The sequence below is a fragment of the Streptantibioticus rubrisoli genome, from assembly GCF_024436055.1.
Taxonomy (GTDB): Bacteria; Actinomycetota; Actinomycetes; order Streptomycetales; family Streptomycetaceae; genus Streptantibioticus_A; species Streptantibioticus_A rubrisoli.
On record NZ_JANFNH010000027.1, the window covers coordinates 54,934 to 73,495 of the forward strand.

16 protein-coding genes and 3 tRNA genes are annotated in these 18,562 nt (G+C 70.0%); 10 read left to right on the top strand and 9 right to left on the bottom strand.

Annotated features, from left to right (window positions below; all coding sequences use genetic code 11):
• Positions 1-46: 46 nt before the first annotated feature.
• From NON19_RS21120 to NON19_RS21145, 6 genes are all read right to left on the bottom strand, one after another.
• Positions 47-460, bottom strand: coding sequence for a roadblock/LC7 domain-containing protein (locus NON19_RS21120; protein ID WP_303654100.1), 414 nt, complete (start codon positions 458-460; stop codon positions 47-49).
• Between the two features lie 9 nt (positions 461-469).
• Complete coding sequence (locus NON19_RS21125; protein ID WP_255930298.1) at positions 470-3,598, bottom strand: sensor histidine kinase; 3,129 nt, start codon at positions 3,596-3,598, stop codon at positions 470-472.
• A gap of 321 nt (positions 3,599-3,919) precedes the next feature.
• Entirely contained in the window at positions 3,920-4,507 is a 588-nt protein-coding gene (locus NON19_RS21130) for a GTP-binding protein (RefSeq protein ID WP_255930343.1), read from the bottom strand.
• 40 nt (positions 4,508-4,547) lie between these two features.
• Entirely contained in the window at positions 4,548-4,958 is a 411-nt protein-coding gene (locus NON19_RS21135; RefSeq protein ID WP_255930299.1) for a DUF742 domain-containing protein, read from the bottom strand.
• 81 nt (positions 4,959-5,039) lie between these two features.
• A complete protein-coding gene (locus NON19_RS21140; RefSeq protein ID WP_255930345.1) occupies positions 5,040-5,453 on the bottom strand; it encodes a roadblock/LC7 domain-containing protein in 414 nt (137 codons plus the stop codon).
• A gap of 9 nt (positions 5,454-5,462) precedes the next feature.
• A complete protein-coding gene (locus tag NON19_RS21145; protein WP_255930300.1) occupies positions 5,463-9,170 on the bottom strand; it encodes a sensor histidine kinase in 3,708 nt (1,235 codons plus the stop codon).
• Between the two features lie 565 nt (positions 9,171-9,735).
• Here NON19_RS21145 and NON19_RS21150 point away from each other — a divergent pair.
• From NON19_RS21150 to NON19_RS21175, 6 genes are all read left to right on the top strand, one after another.
• Positions 9,736-9,921, top strand: a complete 186-nt coding sequence (locus tag NON19_RS21150; RefSeq protein WP_255930302.1) for a hypothetical protein — start codon at positions 9,736-9,738, stop codon at positions 9,919-9,921.
• A gap of 89 nt (positions 9,922-10,010) precedes the next feature.
• Positions 10,011-10,802 carry a fumarylacetoacetate hydrolase family protein gene (locus NON19_RS21155; RefSeq protein WP_255930304.1) on the top strand — a complete coding sequence of 264 codons (792 nt, stop codon included), beginning with the start codon at positions 10,011-10,013 and terminating at the stop codon, positions 10,800-10,802.
• Positions 10,795-12,270, top strand: coding sequence for a glutamate--tRNA ligase (gene gltX / locus NON19_RS21160; RefSeq protein ID WP_255930306.1), 1,476 nt, complete (start codon positions 10,795-10,797; stop codon positions 12,268-12,270). Before NON19_RS21155 ends, gltX begins: the two co-directional genes overlap by 8 nt.
• Before the next feature lie 244 nt (positions 12,271-12,514).
• Positions 12,515-12,586: transfer RNA gene (locus tag NON19_RS21165), tRNA-Gln, on the top strand.
• A 22-nt stretch (positions 12,587-12,608) separates the two neighbouring features.
• Positions 12,609-12,681, top strand: a tRNA-Glu gene (locus NON19_RS21170).
• 22 nt (positions 12,682-12,703) lie between these two features.
• Positions 12,704-12,776 (top strand) — tRNA-Glu (locus tag NON19_RS21175).
• A 617-nt stretch (positions 12,777-13,393) separates the two neighbouring features.
• Here the strand turns inward: NON19_RS21175 and ndgR are convergent.
• Entirely contained in the window at positions 13,394-14,110 is a 717-nt protein-coding gene (gene ndgR / locus NON19_RS21180) for an IclR family transcriptional regulator NdgR (RefSeq protein WP_255930308.1), read from the bottom strand.
• Positions 14,111-14,231: 121 nt separating this feature from the next.
• Between ndgR and leuC the strand changes: the two genes are divergently transcribed.
• The 4 genes from leuC to NON19_RS21200 all read left to right on the top strand — a co-directional run bounded on the left by leuC (position 14,232) and on the right by NON19_RS21200 (position 17,350).
• Positions 14,232-15,656 (top strand): 3-isopropylmalate dehydratase large subunit, encoded by a 1,425-nt coding sequence (gene leuC / locus NON19_RS21185; protein WP_255930310.1) that lies wholly within the window; start codon positions 14,232-14,234, stop codon positions 15,654-15,656.
• A 6-nt stretch (positions 15,657-15,662) separates the two neighbouring features.
• Positions 15,663-16,256, top strand: a complete 594-nt coding sequence (gene leuD / locus NON19_RS21190; protein WP_255930312.1) for a 3-isopropylmalate dehydratase small subunit — start codon at positions 15,663-15,665, stop codon at positions 16,254-16,256.
• A gap of 159 nt (positions 16,257-16,415) precedes the next feature.
• Positions 16,416-16,649 (top strand): SCO5555 family protein, encoded by a 234-nt coding sequence (locus tag NON19_RS21195; RefSeq protein WP_255930314.1) that lies wholly within the window; start codon positions 16,416-16,418, stop codon positions 16,647-16,649.
• 137 nt (positions 16,650-16,786) lie between these two features.
• The gene (locus NON19_RS21200; RefSeq protein WP_255930316.1) at positions 16,787-17,350 is read left to right on the top strand and encodes an HU family DNA-binding protein; all 564 of its coding nucleotides are present in this window, start codon (positions 16,787-16,789) and stop codon (positions 17,348-17,350) included.
• Positions 17,351-17,428: 78 nt separating this feature from the next.
• On the opposite strand, the gene NON19_RS21205 is transcribed toward NON19_RS21200, so the two are convergent.
• Entirely contained in the window at positions 17,429-17,647 is a 219-nt protein-coding gene (locus NON19_RS21205) for a hypothetical protein (RefSeq protein ID WP_255930318.1), read from the bottom strand.
• Positions 17,648-17,818: 171 nt separating this feature from the next.
• Positions 17,819-18,442: a 2-phospho-L-lactate guanylyltransferase gene (gene cofC, locus NON19_RS21210; RefSeq protein WP_255930320.1), complete on the bottom strand. Its 624-nt coding sequence runs from the start codon at positions 18,440-18,442 to the stop codon at positions 17,819-17,821.
• Positions 18,443-18,562: the final 120 nt, after the last annotated feature.

Sequence of the window (18,562 nt, forward strand, 5' to 3'; positions counted from 1 at the left end):
ACGCCTGTCCGGTAGTTGGGGCCAGACGGCCGTAGAGCCCTTCAGGCTAGCCCAGCAGGCTGCCCTGCAACTCGGCTCGCAGATCAGGGGTCAGAACGTTGCCCGCGCGATCCACGAGCAGCGCCATCTCGTAGCCCACCAGACCGATGTCGCACTCCGGGTGGGCCAGCACGGCCAGCGAGGAACCGTCGGAAACGGACATGATGAACATGAAGCCGCGTTCCATCTCGACGACCGTCTGGTTGACGCTGCCGCCCTCGAAGATACGCGACGCGCCCGCGGTCAGCGAGGTCAAACCGGAAGCTACGGCGGCGAGTTGGTCGGCCCGGTCCCGAGGGAAGCCCTCGGACATCGCGAGCAGCAGACCATCGGCGGAGACCACCACCGTATGGGAGACACCTGGGGTGTTTTCCACGAAGTTGGTGATCAACCAGTTCAGGTTCTGTGCCGCCTGGCTCATCGGACTCAACTAACGCTCCTGGTGGTTGGGGCCGAGGCCCTGGCTGTCAGTTGGGGAATCAGTTCCAGCGTTGCGTCCCTGCTGGATGCCGCGGCGCAGGTTACTCAACCTGCCGCGTACGTCCTCGGGGGCGCGGGAGACCTGTGGGCCACCCTGCGGGGTCTGGTGTGCGGCGCCGGGGACGAGGTTCGCCTTCGGCACTCGCCGTGGCAGGCCGGAGCTGGTCACTCCGCCAGCCTTGGGCACGCGGACCTGCTCGGCCCGCTGCCAGTGCTCATCGTTCGCGGAACGCCAGTCCTCGGCGTTGCCATCGCCTCCCTGCTCCCGCACGGGGCCGTCCGCGAGCGCGTTGTCCTGCCGCTGCGGTGCGGCCGGTTCAGGCTGCTGCCACTGCCGGTTGCGACGTGGCAGCCCCGCGTCGGTCAGCGAAGGCCCGCTCGTCGGCTCGGCTTCCGGTGCGTCGTAGCCTACGCGCTCCGCGGCTCCAAAGGAGGAGCGCGAATCCGAACCCGGTGCCGACCAGCCGTCCTGCTGGTACCCCGGCTGCCACTGCTCGGAGGTGGACTCAGCCTCCTGCTGGTAGCCGTGCGCGGGCTGCTGGGGGGCGTTGTACTCCCCGGTGTACTCGTGCGGCACCGGTGACACCGGCTGCTCGAAACCGGGATACGACGACTCGGGGTCGTACGACGGCTGCTGTTGGTACGCCGTTTCGGGCTGGTACGACGACTCGGCGTCGTACGAGGGTTCCGGTCGCGGGTACGGCTGCTGCTCGGGCTGGGCGGCCGGGGCCACCTCGTCGCGGAACAGCGGCCGCGGCTCGGCCTGCTGGCGCTCGCTGGCGGCGGCCTCCAGGGCCGCCCGGCGCTCCTCGCGCCGCATCTGGCGGCTGATCGGGTCCAGCGCCCGGGCGTCGTCCGGGACTTCGTAGGCCCGGTCGTCGAAGCCGAGCTCCGCGGCGGTGAACTGACCGGAGTGGAAGTCGTCCGTCTGGTGCTCGGGGACGATCCGGGAGACGGTGAAGTCGTCGGGCGCCGGTTCCTCGCCGCCACCACCGTGGGTGATCGGCTCCGGCAGCATCACCAGCGAGGTGGTGCCCGCCTGCTCGCCCGAGGGGCGCAGCTGGACGCGGATGTTGTGCCGGTCGGCCAGGCGGCCCACCACGAACAGGCCCATCCGCTGGGAGACCGAGGCGTCGACCGTCGGCGGGTCGGCCAGCTTGTGGTTGATGTCCGCGAAGTCCTCGGCGGTCAGGCCGATGCCCTTGTCGTGGATCTCCACCATGACGCGGCCGTCCGGCAGCCGGGTGGCGGTGACCCGCACCTTGGTCTGCGGGGAGGAGAACGTGGTGGCGTTCTCCAGCAGCTCGGCGAGCAGGTGGACCAGGTCGGTGACGGCCGCGCCGTGGATCTCCACCTCGGGTATGGAGGTCAGCTCGATGCGCTCGTAGTCCTCCACCTCGGCGGAGGCCGCGCGCAGCACGTCCACCAGCGGCACCGGCTGGTTCCAGCTGCGGCCGGGCTCCTCGCCCGCGAGGACCAGCAGGTTCTCACCGTTGCGGCGCATACGGGTGGCCAGGTGGTCCAACTGGAACAGGTTCTCCAGCTGGTCCGGGTCGGCCTCGTTGTTCTCCAGCTCGGTGATCAGCGACAGCTGGCGCTGGATGAGGTCCTGGTTGCGCACCGACAGGTTGGTGAAGATCGCGTTGACGTTGCCGCGCAGCAGTGCCTGCTCGGCGGCGAGCCGTACCGCTTCCCGGTGGACCTGGTCGAACGCCCTGGCCACCTCGCCGATCTCGTCCCTGGTGTTGATCGGGATCGGCGTCACCCGGGTGTCCACCCGGCCGGGATCGGTTCGCGAGAGCTGGTCGACCAGGGCCGGAAGGCGCTGCTCGGCCACCTCGAAGGCGGAGGTGCGCAGCTTGCGCATGCTGCGGCTCATGGAGCGGGCCATCAGCGCGGCCACCACGAAGGCCAGCAGGACACCGGCGAGCACGGCCGCGGAGTTGACGATCGCGTTGTTCTTGGCGTCGGAGGCCACCGCGGCGGCGTCGCTCTCGGCCTGGTTGGCCAGCGCCGACTCGATCGTGCGGTAGGCGTTGAAAGCCAGCGTGGAGGAGGCCCACCAGCTCTGCGGCGTGATGCCCTGGGCGCGCAGCGCGGTCAGCGACTCGCCGGAGGCGATCGCCTTGACCATGGTGACGCGGTCCGGCGGGGCGACGAACGGCAGACCCGCGGCCTGCGCCTGGGACTTGGCGTCCGCGAGCTGCTGCTTGCCCTGCTGCTGCGCCGCGTCGTTGGCGTCCTGGAGCCGCTGCATGTCCTGCGGGGTGCCGCCGCCCTCGTACTCCTGCAGCGCGATGTTCTCCAGGTACGCGTAGGAGGACAGCGCGGTCAGCTGGAGCCTGCGCTCGGACTCGGGGACCTGGCCCTCGGACATCACGTGCATGCCGATGGAACGGGTCAGCGACTCGGCGGCCTTGGCGAGCGAGATGGCGTACAGGGTACGGCCGTAGCTCGTCATGTTGTTGGTGCCGAAGCCCAGGTCGTTGGCGAACTCCATCAGCGGGTGCTGGACCTGGACGTAGCCCTCCTCGGTCTGCACGGCCGGCAGCTTGCTGGTGTACGCGGCCTGGCGCAGCGCGGTGAGCTTGGGCTCGACCTGGCGGAAGGAGGCCAACCGGCGCTTCAGGTCCGGCGCATCGGGCATCTGCGCGACGGCGGCGTTGAACGCGTTGGCGGCGGCGTCGGTGGTGGCCCGGGCGGCGACCACGTCGGAATTCTTTGTGTCACCTTTGAGGAGTGGAACCGCCGAGCGGTCCCGCTCGTCAATCAATGCGTGGCTATAGGCAGACGCGGCGACGACCAGCTTCGCGGTGCGTTCCGCGTCGTCGGCCTGCTGGTAGCGGTCCACCGAGTCCTTGACGTTGAAACCGCCGACCACCAGGGCGACCAGCACGGGGATCAGCAGGATCGCGTTCAGCCGGGTCCGCACTCGCCAGTTGCTTGGCGAGAAGCGGCTGCCTGTGGGTTCGGGCGGGACGGCTTCGTCGACCGACAACCCGCCACCGCGGCCCGGCGGCGTGAAATTGCCTCGGGCCGGTTGCACGGTGTCAGGCCGTGTCCGCGTCGTATTCCTCACTCGACCAACAACCTCTCGGCGCCGACACACCGACGTGCCGTGTCTACTCGCTGGTTCAACGAATTCCAGCACGTCACGGCGGTCCTTTCCAAACGTCTGGACAGAGTTCGCCAACCGCCAAGACAGGACTGCTAAAACGGGCATAAGCGCTATTCGGCGGCAAATGACGGGCGCTAAGTGAGCGCTGTGGAACGGATCGTATGCGGGGGGTGTCCGCCCGCCGGCGATTCTCTGTCGAAACGTTATGAAGGAGCGGGTCGGCCGTGTCATAAGACACAGCCGACCCGCTCCGAGGCGATCACAACTGGCAAGATCCAACGGCTACTTGAGTCTGGCCAGCAGCGCGTGCTCCACCAACGTGATCAACGTGCCCTTGGCGTCCGCCCGCTGGCGGGCGTCGGTGGTCACGATCGGCGCGTCGGAACCGATCTGCAGCGCCTCGCGGACCTCGTCCGGCGTGTACGGCTGCTTGCCCTCGAAGCCGTTGAGCGCGATGACGAACGGCAGACCCGAGTTCTCGAAGTAGTCCACCGCGGGGAAGCAGTCGGCCAGCCGACGGGTATCGACCAGGACAACCGCACCGATCGCGCCGCGCACCAGGTCATCCCACATAAACCAGAAACGGTCTTGTCCTGGGGTGCCGAACAGGTAGAGGATCAGGTCGTCATCGAGGGTGATGCGGCCGAAGTCCATCGCCACGGTGGTGGTCGTCTTGTCGCTGACCTGGCTAAGATCATCGATCCCGGCCGAGGCCGCGGTCATCACCGCCTCGGTGCGCAGCGGATTGATCTCCGACACGGAACCGACGAATGTGGTCTTGCCGACGCCGAAGCCACCCGCCACCACGATCTTGGCGGAGGTGGTGGAACGCGCCGTCTGCTGCCCGTAGGCCGCGCCGTGCTGGGGCAGCCCGCCCGCACCCGGTGCGTACGGGTCGGTGCCCTGCGGCCTAGAGCTTGCGAAGTCCACTGAGCACCCTCTCCAGCAGCGTCACATCGGGCTGTCCACCGGCCTCGCCGCTGCCCGGCTGGTGGATCGCCACCATCCCGGCCTCAGCGAGGTCCGCCACCAGGATCCGCGCCACACCGAGCGGGATCGCCAGCAGCGCGGAGATCTCCGCGACCGACTTGATCTCCATGCACAGGTTGCAGATGCGCTGGTGCTCAGGGAGCAGACCCGCGTACAGCGACGGGTCCGCGCAGGTACTCACCAGCGCCTCGATGGCCAACTGGTATCTGGGTCTGGTGCGACCACCGGTCATGGCATAGGGCCGCACCAGCGGTTGTTCGCCCTCGTCGGCCTCGTACGGCAGGTGGTGGGAAGCACCGTACGGGTCGGATGGGGCGGGTGGCGGGGTCATGTACGTCGTCCTCCGAGCGAAGCAGAAGCAGAAGCAAGCTGGTCCGGGTCATTGCGGGGGGAGTACTGCAAAGAGCGAGGATCAGCCGAGCAGGGTGCCTTGCAGCTCGGCGCGCAGGTCGGGGGTGAGCACGGTTCCCGCCCGGTCCACGAGCAGGGCCATCTCGTAGCCCACCAGGCCGATGTCACACTCCGGGTGCGCCAGTACGGCGAGGGAGGAACCGTCGGAGATGGACATGATGAACATGAAGCCGCGCTCCATCTCCACCACGGTCTGGTTGACGCTGCCGCCCTCGAAGATACGCGAGGCGCCCGCGGTCAGCGAGGTCAACCCGGAGGCGACGGCGGCGAGTTGGTCGGCCCGGTCGCGCGGGAAGCCCTCGGACATCGCCAGCAACAACCCATCGGCGGAGACCACCACCGTATGGGACACCCCGGGCGTGCTGTCCACGAAGTTGGTGATCAACCAGTTCAGATTCTGTGCCGCCTGGCTCATCGGACTCAACTAACGCTCCTGCTGGTGAGAAGTGCCGGTACCGAAGCCGCGCCCGTCCGTCCGGCCGGAGCCGGCGCTGCGGCCCTGCTGGATTCCGCGGCGAAGGTTGGTGAGTCGCCCGCGCACGTCGTCGGGCGCCCGCGAGACCTGCGGACCGGCGTGCTGGGTCTGCTCCGCGGTGCCCGGGACGAGGTTCGCCCGCGGCACCCGGCGCGGCAGGCCGGAGGAAGTTACCCCGCCGGAGGCGGGCTCGCGTACCTGCTCGGCGCGGCGCCACCGCTCGTCGTTGGGCGACGGCTGCCACTCCGGGGTCGTCTCGGCGGACGGCGCGGGCTGCGTGGGCTGCGCCGGGGACCGCCGCGGGCCGCCGGTCAACGGCGGCTGCTGCCGCTGCTGTTGCGGTGCGGCCGGGAGGTCGCGCTCGTCCTGCTGGCGGAACCAGTCGGACTCCAGCGACTCGAAGATCGGCGAGCGGCCGTCGCCGGGGGAGTCGGCGGGCGGCAGCGCCATCGGCTCGACGGCGGGCGGGAGTTGGGGCTCCGCGCGCCGCTGCCGCTGCGCCCGCGGCGCGTCGTTCACCGCCGGGAACTCGGCGGTCGCCTCGTACCCGGCGGGCTCGGCGGCCGGACGCTGCTGCCGCGGCGGCGGCACCTGACGGCCGCGCGGGCCGAAGACGTCGGAGCCGGAACCGGCGGGCTGACCGCCGAAGAAGTCGGTGGCAGGCGCCTGTTGGGGCTGCCGGTACTCGCCGGTGCTGGCGTTGTCGTAGCCGGGCTGCCGGTACTCGCCGGTGCCGGAGCCGTCGTAGCCGGGCTGCCGGTACTCGCCGGTGCCGGAGCCGTCGTAGCCGGGCTGCCGGTACTCGCCGGTGCCGGAGCCGTCGTAGCCCGGCTGCCGGAACTCGCCGGTCGTGGCGTTGTCGGCGTACCCGGGCTGCTGCGCCATCGGGAACTCGCCGGTGCCCTGGTCGCGGTAACCCGGTCGCTGGGCGCCGGAGTTGGCCGCCGACCGGGTGTCCGGGAACGCCGGGCGCTCGAACTGGGCCGTGGACTCCACGTCGTCGTGTCCGCGCGGGGTGTCCGCGCCCTGCTGGGCGGCCCAACTCGGCGCAGGCCGCTCACCCGACGCCGCCGGGGTGGGCGCCGCGGGCCGCTGCTGCTGCGGGTTGGCGGGGGCGCCCGGGTTGGCCGTGCCAGCCCGGGTCGGCAGGCCCGAGGGGGTGCGCTGCTGAGGGCGGTCCTGCCCGGAATCCTGGTTGCCGGTGAGCGCGGGGCGCGGGCCGACCGGGGGCACCTGGCCCTTGGGCTGCGGCCCCGGCTGGGCACCGCGGCCGACCTGGCCCGCCCGGCGCACCCCGCCCTCGGGGGAGGCGCCGCGGGCCGCCGCGATGTCCCCGGCGGTGGTCCTGCCGCCCGGAACCGGGGGTATGACGCCGCCGCGCTTGCCCTGGCCCTGGCCCTGGCCAGCGGCGGGCTTGGCGCCGCCCTGCGTGAGGTCCACCGGCAGCATGACCAGCGCGGTCGTACCGCCGGAGTCCGACGGGCGCAGCTGGATCCGGATGCCGTGCCGCAGCGACAGGCGGCCGACCACGAACAGGCCCATGCGGCGGGAGACGGACACGTCCACCGTCGGCGGGTTGGCCAGCCGCTCGTTGATGTCCGACAGGTCCTCGGGGGACAGACCGATACCGGTGTCGTGGATCTCCACCAGCACCCGGCCGTCCGGCAGCGCGTGACCGGTGACCCGCACCTTGGTCTGCGGGGAGGAGAACGAGGTGGCGTTCTCCAGCAGCTCGGCGAGCAGGTGGACGAGGTCGTTGACGACCCGGCCGGCGACCTCGGTCGGCGGGACCGCGGTCAGCTCGATGCGCTCGTACTGCTCCACCTCGGACGCGGCGGCACGCAGCACGTCCACCAGCGGCACCGGGCGGGTCCACCGGCGTCCCGGTTCCTCACCCGCGAGAACCAGCAGGTTCTCACCGTTGCGGCGCATACGGGTCGCCAGGTGGTCCAGCTTGAACAGGTTGGACAGCTGGTCCGGGTCGGCCTCGCGGCTCTCCAGCTCGGAGATGAGCGACAGCTGGCGCTGGATCAGCCCCTGGCTGCGCCGCGAGAGGTTGGTGAACATCGCGTTGACGTTGCCCCGCAGCAGCGCCTGCTCGGCGGCGAGGCGGACCGCCTCGCGGTGGACGTCGTCGAACGCGCGGGCCACCCGGCCGATCTCGTCGCGGGTGTTGATGCCGATCTCTTCGACGGAGGTGTCCACGTCCTGCGGGTCGGACTCGGACAGCTGCTTGACCAGCTCGGGCAGGCGCCGCTGGGCTGCGTCGGTCGCCGCGTCCTGCAGCCGCCGCAGCGAGCGGATCATGGAGCGGGCCACCACGAACGCGCCGACCAGCGAGACACCGAGGACCAGCAGGATCAGCGCACCGTTGATCAACGCGTCCTGCTGTGCGGCGGAGCGCAGCTTGAGGGCCTGCTGCTGCATCTGGTCCAGGAGCTCGGTCTCGATGCGGGACATCTCCTGCATCTTGGTGTCGGCCTGGTCGTACCAGTCCAGGTACGACTTGGGCTCCTGGGCGATGCCGTTCTGGGTCTGCAGCACCCGGTCGCGGTACTGGTCGGCCTGGGTGATCACCACGTTGCCGCCGTCCAGCGCCTTCATCAGCTCGGCGGAGCCGGGGCCGTAGATCTCGGAGAACCGTTTGATCTCCGAGTTCTCGCTGTCCGACGCGGTCTGCGCGTACAGCCGGTCACTGTTGGACAGCTGCGGGCCGGAGGGGTTGGCGAGCGCGGCACTGATGACCGCGCGCTGGATCGACTCGTACTCCTTGGCAGCCGTGAACGCGGCGAGCGCCCGGGTGCTCTTGATCATGTCGGAGTTGCTGGTCGCCTGCGCCATGTCCTGGGAGAGCGAGAGCAGCGAGTTGATCAACTGGTCGTAGCCGCTGACCGTCTGCGAGATGTACTGCGGCTGGTTGTAGGCGTCACCGCGGATCTGCTTGAGGCTCTGCAACTGCCGGGTGATGTCGATGATGGTGCTGCGGACGCCGACCAGCGAGCTGTCGTTGGTGTTGATCCCGGCGGTGGCGTCCTGGAAGCCCTGGATCTGCTGGTCGGTGGCCTGCCGGGCGGCGACGACGGCGTCGTCGTTGGAGTGGTGGCTGGTGATCGGACCGGCCGAGGAGTCACGCTCGTTCTGCAGGGCGTCGGCCAGCTTGGTGGCGTGACCGGTCATCTCGGTCAGCAGCTTCATGTGGTCCAGCTGGTCGACGTTCTTCAGCTGGTCCTGGATGCGCAGCACACCCAGTGTGGTCGCGGCGACCACGGGGAGGGCGAGCAGGGAGACCAGACGGGTCCGGATGCTCCAGTTGCGCATGGACATCCGGGAGGCGTGCTTGCCCTGGCTGCCCGAGGGGGCCGGGGGCTGCACGTCGCCGCCCGATGCGGGCAGGGCGCTGGTGGCTGTGTCCTTGGCGGACTTGCCGTCCTTGGCGTCCCTGGCGGGAGCGCCCGGCAGGGCTGGGCCCTTCGGGGACGCGCCCTTCACGGAGGCGCCGCCCTTGGGGCCGGGCTGGCCGGTGGCCGGAGTGCCCGGGCTGCCCGGGTCGGTTGACGGTGCGGAAGGAGCCATCCGCGGCTCCGGGCCGCGACCGGCTCCGTCGCGCGCCTCCGGGTCTCCCGCGGCGCCGCCATCCCTCTTGAAACGTCCCTGCACTAGCGTCGCAACCTCTGGACCAGGCGTCCCCCGCGCGCGCGGCGGGACGGTGTCGGTTCTTGGGGCCCGCGGCCTCCTGGGGGACGGTTGACCGGCGAGTGCCCGTTGCACCGCCGCTCGACGCTGCTGCGCGCCCCCTGCGTGCTGGTCGACTTGGTCGCGGCGGTCCGTGGAATTCCAGCACAGGCGCGGAAGTCCAACAAGGTGCGTGCCCGAGCTGTGATTATGGTTACCCACCGCAGGCGGTGGATCACCGTGGGTCGAGGACCATGTCGGCGATAACGGACTTTTACCCGCGAGCCCGGTACGTGGCCGTGCTGACCCGGTAACGCCCATCGGCGGAGATAAGAGGTGATGAGTCCTCAATGCCGGTTTCCCCGTTCGGAATTGGGAAGGCGATTTGCGGCGAATTGCCCTGGTGTTCGTGAGCAAAATCACACGATGATCGTTGCCTTGGTCACGGAGCCCCCGGAATAGGCGGACATAGCCTGGGCCTTTACACAAGGTGTTACTTCGCCAAACGGCGCCCGCGGCGCCGCAACTTCAAAAGGTCTGGACCCAAAACGTGAAGACGACGATGCTGATGCGTCCGATAGCCAACCCGCGTCGCACCACGCTCGCCCACCTGAAGGACGCCGACGAGCTCATCCCGGCCCCGGCCGCCGAGGAGTCGGCCGCCGAGGTCCGCGCCCTTCCGCAGCAGACCGCCAACCCGCGCCGCACCACCTTGGACACCCTGCCCAGCGCCTGACCCGCGCACCCGGGAAAGAGCCGAAGGCGCGCCGCCACCCCGCGATAGCCTGGAGCGTCAGTCTCCAACCTGTGAAGGGCGCGGCATCCGTGCGCATCGCCAGATTCTCCATCGACGGCAATGTCGCCTTCGGCGCGGTGGAAGGGGATCCGTCAGAGCCGGACACCCTCGCCATCGACATCATCAAGGGCATCCCGTTCGCCGAGTTCGAGCTGAGCGGCACCAAGGTCCCGCTCAGCAAGGTCCGGCTGCTGCCACCGGTACTGCCCAGCAAGGTCGTCGCCTTCGGGCGCAACTACGCCGAGCACGCGGCGGAGCTGGGCAACGAGGTGCCGGACGCGCCGTTCGCCTTCTTCAAGCCGTCGACCTCGGTCATCGGCACCGGCGACCCCGTTCCGTACCCCGCCTTCTCCGCCGAACTGCACCACGAGGCGGAACTCGCCGTGGTCATCGGCCGGATGTGCCGCGAGGTGCCACGGGACCGGGTGGCCGAGGTGATCCTCGGTTACACCTGCGCCAACGACCTCACCGCGCGCGACGTACAGCGCACCGAGAAGCAGTGGGCCCGCGCCAAGGGCTTCGACGCCTCCTGCCCGCTCGGGCCGTGGGTGGAGACGGACATGGATCTGGAGACCGCGGCCGCCCTGGCGATCACCTGCACGGTCAACGGCGAACTGCGGCAAGCGGGCCGCACCAGCCAGATGACGCACGCCATCGCCGACCTCATCGTCAACATCAGCGAGGCGATGACCCTGCTGCCCGGTGATGTCATCCTCACCGGCACCCCGGCGGGGGTCGGCCCGCTCAACGTCGGCGACGAGGTCGCCGTCTCCATCGAAGGCATCGGCACTCTCACCAACAAGGTGATCAAGCGTGGCTAGCGCACCAGTACGCGTACGGTTCTGTCCCTCGCCGACCGGCAACCCCCATGTGGGCCTGGTCCGCACCGCCCTGTTCAACTGGGCCTTCGCCCGGCACCACAAGGGCACCCTGGTCTTCCGCATCGAGGACACCGACGCGGCCCGCGACTCCGAGGAGTCGTACACCCAACTCCTGGACTCGATGCGCTGGCTCGGTCTGGACTGGGACGAGGGGCCCGAGGTCGGCGGCCCGCACGCGCCGTACCGGCAGTCCCAGCGGATGGACATCTACGCGGACGTGGCCCGCAGGCTGCAGGAGGCCGGGCACGCCTACCGCTGCTACTGCACCACCGAGGAACTGGACACCCGCCGCGAGGCGGCCCGCGCCGCGGGCAGGCCGTCCGGCTACGACGGCAAGTGCCGGGAGCTGTCCGCCGAGCAGATCGCGGCGTACGAGGCGGAGGGCCGCACCCCGATCGTGCGGTTCCGGATGCCCGACCGGCCGATCACCTTCACCGACCTGGTGCGCGGCGAGCTGACCTTCAGCCCGGAGAACGTGACGGACTACGGCATCCTGCGGGCCAACGGCGCGCCGCTGTACACCCTGGTCAACCCGGTGGACGACGCGCTGATGGGGATCACCCACGTGCTGCGCGGCGAGGACCTGCTGTCCTCCACCCCGCGGCAGATCGCGCTGTACGCGGCGCTCGCCGAGATCGGCGTCGGAGGCGGCACCGTGCCGCAGTTCGGGCACCTGCCGTACGTCATGGGTGAGGGCAACAAGAAGCTGTCCAAGCGTGATCCGCAGTCCTCGCTCAACCTCTACCGGGAGCGCGGCTTCCTGCCCGAGGGACTGCTCAACTACCTCTCCTTGCTGGGCTGGTCGCTGGCCGAGGACCGCGACATCTTCACCATGGACGAGATGGTCGCCGCCTTCGACATCGAGGACGTCAACGCCAACCCGGCGCGGTTCGACCTGAAGAAGTGCGAGCACATCAACGCCGAGCATCTGCGCCGACTGGACCCGAAGGCGTTCATCGAGGCCTGCGGCCCGTGGCTGAAGGCCCCCTTCGCGCCCTGGCGGCCGGAGGCGTTCGACCAGGCGGCCTTCGAGGCGATCGCGCCGCACGCGCAGACCCGGCTCACGGTGCTGTCCGACATCACGGACAACGTCGACTTCCTCTTCCTGGACGAGCCGGTGGAGGACGAGGCGTCCTGGAACAAGGCGATGAAGGAGGGCTCGGACGCGCTGCTGCGCACGGCGCGGGCGAAGCTCGTCGACGCGGAGTGGCACGCCGAGGCGCTCAAGTCGGCCGTGCTGGCCGCCGGTGAGGAGCACGGCCTCAAGCTCGGCAAGGCGCAGGCACCGGTCCGGGTGGCGATCACCGGCCGCACGGTCGGCCTGCCGCTCTTCGAGTCGCTCGAAGTGCTGGGGCGTGAGCGGACGTTGGCCCGCATCGACGCCGCGCTGGCCAAGCTCGGCGGCTGATTCCGGCACGCCCGTGAGGGGGCGGCGGCCCGTGTGGCCGCCGCCCCCTTCTGCTGTTCACGGGCACTCCATGCGGTGGCCGGGTGGTCACAGAGCGTGCGGAACCGCAGGCCGGGGTATTCGATTTTGGTGCTGGGGCGGGCATCCGGTAATGTTCTTTCTGCGCCGCCCGGGCGGGCCGAAAAAAGGCCGGACCGGGAAGCGCAAGCGCCAAACAAGGCCTCCACCGGGGGGTTGAGTTCGGTGGGGTATGGTGTAATTGGCAGCACGACTGATTCTGGTTCAGTTAGTCTAGGTTCGAGTCCTGGTACCCCAGCTGGTCGATGAAATTCGATCAAGCCCCCGTTGTGTAGCGGCCTAGCACGCTGCCCTCTCAAGGCAGTAGCGCCGGTTCGAATCCGGTCGGGGGTACTGATCCTGAAGGATCGCTAGGGCCCCCGTTGTGTAGCGGCCTAGCACGCCGCCCTCTCAAGGCGGTAGCGCCGGTTCGAATCCGGTCGGGGGTACGGTAAGGCCTCCTGCTCGCGCAGGAGGCCTTTTGCTTTTGTGCGGCACGTGCCGCGGTTGGGGGCACACCAAGTCCCTTGGCGGGGGCGGGGGTTCGGGTTCGGGGTTCGAGGTTCGGGTACGCGGATTCTCGCGGGCGATGGGGTCGCGTGCGGTGGGTTCGCGTGTGGTTGCTTCGGGTGCGGTGGGCTCGTGTGCGGCGGGCTCGCGTGTGGTGGGTTCGGTGGGTTCGGCACCGCCGGGCTCCGTCGTGGGGGTTGATCGCCGTCGCGGCGGGAAGATCTTGTGGGGGCACGCCCCCAAACCTCCGGTACGAGCCCTTCGGGTGGGTTCACGGCAAGGCTTCCAGGCGCCGGGCTGATCCTTCTTCTTCCGCCGCGATGGCGAGCGACTGCCACGGCGAAGCGCAACGTGGGTGTGGCGGCTCGCCGCCGCATCTCTATCCGCCGCGACGGCGAGCGACCCCCGCGACGGAGTCCGGCGGTGCCCGGCGAACCGCAACCGCGCAAGCACGCCGCGTGTGTGCCGCGTCGTGAGGGCGAACCGCAACCCCGGAACCGCGCCGCGGGCGTCGTGAGGGCGAACCCCAACCCGGAACCGCGCCGGGAAGGCGGCCTCAGCCGTTGCGGCGGAGGGCCTCCGTGAGGCGGGCCGCGGCGTCTACGACTGCCTGGGCGTGCATGCGGCCGGGATGGCGCGTCAGCCGCTCGATCGGGCCGGAGACGGAGACCGCGGCCACCACGCGGTTGGACGGGCCGCGTACGGGCGCGGAGACGGACGCCACGCCCGGCTCCCGCTCGCCGATCGACTGGGCCCAGCCACGCCGCCGTACGCCGGACAGCGCGGTGGCGGTGAAGCGGGCGCCCTGCAGGCCGCGGTGCAGCCGCTCCGGCTCCTCCCAGGCCAGCAGCACCTGGGCGGCCGACCCGGCCTTCATCGGCAGCGTGGAGCCCACCGGCACGGTGTCCCGCAGGCCGGACAGCCGCTCGGCCGCCGCCACGCAGATCCGCATGTCACCCTGGCGACGGTAGAGCTGCGCGCTCTCGCCGGTCACGTCCCGTAGATGGGTGAGCACCGGTCCGGCGGTGGCCAGCAACCGGTCCTCGCCCGCGGCGGCGGACAGTTCCGACAGCCGTGGGCCGAGGATGAAACGGCCCTGCATGTCGCGCGCCACCATCCGGTGGTGCTCCAGCGCGACCGCGAGCCGGTGTGCGGTGGGGCGGGCGAGGCCGGTGGAGGCGACGAGCCCGGCCAGGGTGGCCGGTCCCGACTCCAGCGCGCTGAGCACCAGAGCCGCCTTGTCGAGAACGCCGACGCCGCTAGAGTTGTCCATGCAACGATACTTACGTCTCACAGTGTGAAACGCAAGTTCAATTTTCCGGAGAAGCCGTCACGCTGGATGGCAACCCCGCCATGACGAGCAGGCCGGCATGCTGCCGGTCGGAGGGAAAGCGATGGCACGGACACTCGCGGAGAAGGTCTGGGACGACCACGTCGTTCGGCGCGCCGAGGGCGAGCCCGACCTCCTCTTCATCGATCTGCACCTGCTGCACGAGGTGACCAGCCCGCAGGCCTTCGACGGACTGCGGCTCAGTGGCCGCGCCGTGCGCCGTACGGACCTGACCATCGCGACCGAGGACCACAACACCCCCACCCTCGACATCGACAAGCCGATCGCCGACCCGGTCTCCCGTACCCAGTTGGAGACGCTGCGTAAGAACTGCGCCGAGTTCGGTGTGCGGCTGCACCCGCTCGGTGATGTGGAACAGGGTGTTGTCCACGTGGTGGGACCGCAACTGGGACTGACCCAGCCGGGCACCACCGTGGTCTGCGGTGACAGCCACACCTCCACGCACGGCGCGTTCGGCGCGCTGGCGTTCGGCATCGGCACCAGCCAGGTCGAGCACGTACTGGCCACCCAGACGCTGCCGATGCCGAAGTTCAAGACCATGGCGGTCAACGTCGACGGCGAACTGCCGGACGGAGTCACCGCCAAGGACCTGATCCTGGCGATCATCGCGCAGATCGGCACCGGTGGCGGCCAGGGCTATGTGATCGAGTACCGCGGTTCGGCCATCGAGAAGCTGTCGATGGAAGCCCGGATGACCGTGTGCAACATGTCGATCGAGGCGGGCGCCCGGGCCGGGATGATCGCCCCCGACGAGACCACGTTCGCCTACCTCAAGGGCCGCCCGCACGCGCCGCAGGGCGAGGAGTGGGACGCGGCGGTCGAGTACTGGAAGACGCTGCGCACCGACGACGACGCGGTGTTCGACCACGAGGTGCACATCGACGCCTCCCGACTGGCGCCGTTCGTCACCTGGGGCACCAACCCGGGCCAGGGCGCGCCGCTGTCGGCCGTCGTACCGGACCCGGCGTCGTTCGCCGACCCGAGTGAGCGGCTGGCCGCCGAGAAGGCGCTGGAGTACATGGGCCTGGCCCCCAACCAGCCGCTGCGCGACATCGCGGTGGACACCGTGTTCGTCGGCTCGTGCACCAACGGCCGCATCGAGGACCTGCGGTCGGCCGCCGACGTACTGCGTGGCCGCAAGGTGGCCGAGGGCTTGCGGATGCTGGTGGTGCCCGGTTCGGTACGGGTCGCGCTGCAGGCCGTGGCGGAGGGCCTGGACAAGGTGTTCACCGCGGCGGGAGCCGAATGGCGGCACGCGGGTTGCTCGATGTGCCTGGGTATGAATCCCGACCAACTCGCCCCGGGGGAGCGGTCGGCGTCCACCTCGAACCGCAACTTCGAAGGACGGCAGGGCAAGGGCGGCCGTACCCATCTGGTCTCGCCCCAGGTCGCCGCCGCCACCGCGGTGCTGGGACACCTCGCCTCGCCCGCCGACCTGTCCGACGTCCGTACCCCCGTGGAGGCCTGAGCGGTCATGGAAGCTTTCACCACGCACACCGGCCGTGCGGTCCCGCTGCGCCGCAGCAACGTGGACACCGACCAGATCATCCCCGCCCACTGGCTGAAGAAGGTCACCCGCAACGGTTTCGAGGACGGCCTGTTCGAGGCCTGGCGCAAGGACCCCCAGTTCGTGCTGAACCAGCCCGAACGGCAGGGCGCCACCGTGCTGGTCGCCGGGCCCGACTTCGGTACCGGCTCGTCCCGTGAGCACGCGGTGTGGGCGTTGCAGAACTACGGCTTCAAGACCGTGCTGTCGTCCCGCTTCGCGGACATCTTCCGAGGCAACTCGCTGAAGAACGGCCTGCTGACGGTCGTTGTGCCGCAGGACGTCATCGAACGGCTGTGGAAACTCACCGAATCCGACCCGGCGGCGGAGATCACCGTCGACCTGGTGGCCCGCGAGGTACGCGCGGAAGGCCTGACGCAGTCCTTCGAGTTGGACGACAACGCGCGTTGGCGGCTGCTCGAAGGTCTGGACGACATCAGCCTGACGCTGCGCCACGAGGCCGACATCGCCGAGTACGAGGCACGTCGACCCGCTCACAAGCCGCGTACCGTGGAGGCCTGACCTCCCGTTCCGCACGTTCAACACGTACCATCCGCAACGCGCCCCCGGCCTCCGAGGCCAGGGGCGCGTTCGGCGTATGAGGGACGCTGGAAGCGTGTGCTGTACGGCGAGTTGACCCCTGCGGAGGCGACAACTCGTAACAGATGGCACAATTGCCACATGGACCGCGATGACCAACTCAAGCTCTACGGGGTCGTTGCGGCACGCCTGAAGGTGGCGCACGCGAGGGTGCGAGCACTGCAAGTCCCCGACGACGTACGGGTGGCGATGACCCGCAAGTTGCTAGTCATCACCGCCGCCGCCAAGCACGACGTGGCTGGCGCAGAGCAGCGGTTGGAGCGCTTCATGCGGGACTTAGACGAGGGGCGGTTCACCGATCCCGGAACTCGATGAGCACCGAGTTCGTTGCGGCACAAGGGTGATTCGCCCGTTTCGTATTTGATTTGCGGTATATATCTGCCTAACGTGCGAAAAAGCTTGATCTGCTAGGACACGGTTTTCGTTCCAGCAAAGTTTCCGAAGGGGAAGACGTGAACAAGGCGCAGCTCGTAGAAGCGATTGCCGACAAGGTCGGCGGGCGGCAGAACGCCGCGGACGCGGTCGACGCCGTTCTCGACGCGATCGTCCGCGCGGTTGTCGCTGGCGACCGGGTCTCGGTCACAGGTTTCGGTTCGTTCGAGAAGGTTGACCGGCCGGCGCGTTACGCCCGTAACCCGCAGACCGGCGAGCGCGTCCGGGTCAAGAAGACCTCCGTGCCGCGCTTCCGCGCGGGTCAGGGCTTCAAGGACCTGGTCAGCGGCTCCAAGAAGTTGCCCAAGGGCGAGGTCGCGGTGAAGAAGGCGCCCAAGGGCAGCCTCACCGGCGCACCCATGGCCAAGAAGGCGGTCGCGAAGAAGGCCGCGAAGAAGGCCGCCGCCAAGAAGGCGGTGGCGAAGAAGGCTCCGGCGAAGAAGGTCACCGCCAAGAAGACCACGGCGAAGAAGGTCACCGCCAAGAAGACCACGGCGAAGAAGACCACCGCCAAGAAGGCGCCGGCGAAGAAGACCACCACCCGCAAGACCACTGCCAAGAAGACCACGGCCCGCAAGCGGTAAACCGCCGGGCGGAGCAGTCCCCACAGGCCGCGACGGGCCGGGCCCCCACACGGGAGCCCGGCCCGCGCCGCGAGTTGACTACGCCTGGGGGTCGTCGAAGGTCTGCAGCGTCACGAAGACCACCCGGCGCGCGTCGCCCTCGCCCTCGGTTCGGATGCGGACCCGCTGACCCACCCGCAGCAGCCGCAGACCTCCGGCGTCGAACGCCGCCGCGTCGAACGGCACCGGCGTGCCGTCGTCGAGCAGCACGCTGCCCGTACGGGTTTCGGGGTCGAAGGTGTACGCGGTGGCTTGCATGCGGTGCAGCCTAGTCGGCTGCGTGGCAGCGTGTGTCTTCCGGTGCGGCTGGTTGGTTGACCGGGTTGCGGTGGGCGCCGAACCGCCGGACCGGTTCGTCGGTTGCCCGCCGCGGCGGCGGCGACGCGGCGGTGGATCCCCGCGGTGCCGTACCGGGCGCGAGCCCGAACGCTACAGCCGCAGCGCTGCCGTGGCCCTGGTCGTGTGGGGGCCGACGCCCAGTGTCAGCGCGGCGCGCAAGTCTTCAGCGGTGTCCACGTCGCGCCGTACCGAGTCGACCAGGCGCAGGGCGATCTCCCTCGCGCCGCTCGCCAGGTGCCGGGCCCGGGAGGGCCCCCCGAAGGCCGGGCGCAGCGGAACGCCGGGTGAGGCCGCCAGCAGCGTGGTGCCGACGCCCGCCGCGTCGGCCAGGAACGCCCGCCCGCCGCGCGCGGCGCCGAGCACCGCCGCGAGCTCCGCGGGCCGCAGCGCCGGGAGATCCGCGTTCAGCGCCGCCACGGCGCTGGACGCCCGCTCGGCCCGTACCACCCGCGCACCGTGCGCCAGCGCCGCGTTGAGGCCCGCCGCGGGCGCGTCCGGCACGATCCGCGCGCCCAGCGCGGACAGCTCGGCGGCGGCCAGCGGATCGTCGGTCACCACGCACACCCCCCGTACCACCGCGCAGGCCAGCGCCGCGGCCACCGTGTCCTGGGCGAACGCCAGGGCCAGACCAGGGCGCAGGTCGCCCAGCCTGCTCTTGGCCAGGACCAGGGGTTTGAGCGGTATGACGAGATCCCACACCCTTTCGCTGCGCATCCGGTCATTCTCCCCGTGGGCGGTCGCGACGCCCTTAGGGACCCGGGTTACGGTGTCGGTACCGTCCCCGTGGCCGCCGGCCGCGAACCGCTGACGGCGGGGGCTTCTCGACACAGCGCG

Coding starts and splice junctions, on each gene's coding strand:
- NON19_RS21120 (WP_303654100.1), bottom strand. CDS start 460: ATGAGCCAGGCGGCACAGAACCTGAACTGGTTGATCACCAACTTCGTG.
- NON19_RS21135 (WP_255930299.1), bottom strand. CDS start 4,958: ATGACCCCGCCACCCGCCCCATCCGACCCGTACGGTGCTTCCCACCAC.
- NON19_RS21140 (WP_255930345.1), bottom strand. CDS start 5,453: ATGAGCCAGGCGGCACAGAATCTGAACTGGTTGATCACCAACTTCGTG.
- ndgR (WP_255930308.1), bottom strand. CDS start 14,110: ATGGACAACTCTAGCGGCGTCGGCGTTCTCGACAAGGCGGCTCTGGTG.
- leuC (WP_255930310.1), top strand. CDS start 14,232: ATGGCACGGACACTCGCGGAGAAGGTCTGGGACGACCACGTCGTTCGG.
- leuD (WP_255930312.1), top strand. CDS start 15,663: ATGGAAGCTTTCACCACGCACACCGGCCGTGCGGTCCCGCTGCGCCGC.
- NON19_RS21195 (WP_255930314.1), top strand. CDS start 16,416: ATGGACCGCGATGACCAACTCAAGCTCTACGGGGTCGTTGCGGCACGC.
- NON19_RS21205 (WP_255930318.1), bottom strand. CDS start 17,647: ATGCAAGCCACCGCGTACACCTTCGACCCCGAAACCCGTACGGGCAGC.
- cofC (WP_255930320.1), bottom strand. CDS start 18,442: ATGCGCAGCGAAAGGGTGTGGGATCTCGTCATACCGCTCAAACCCCTG.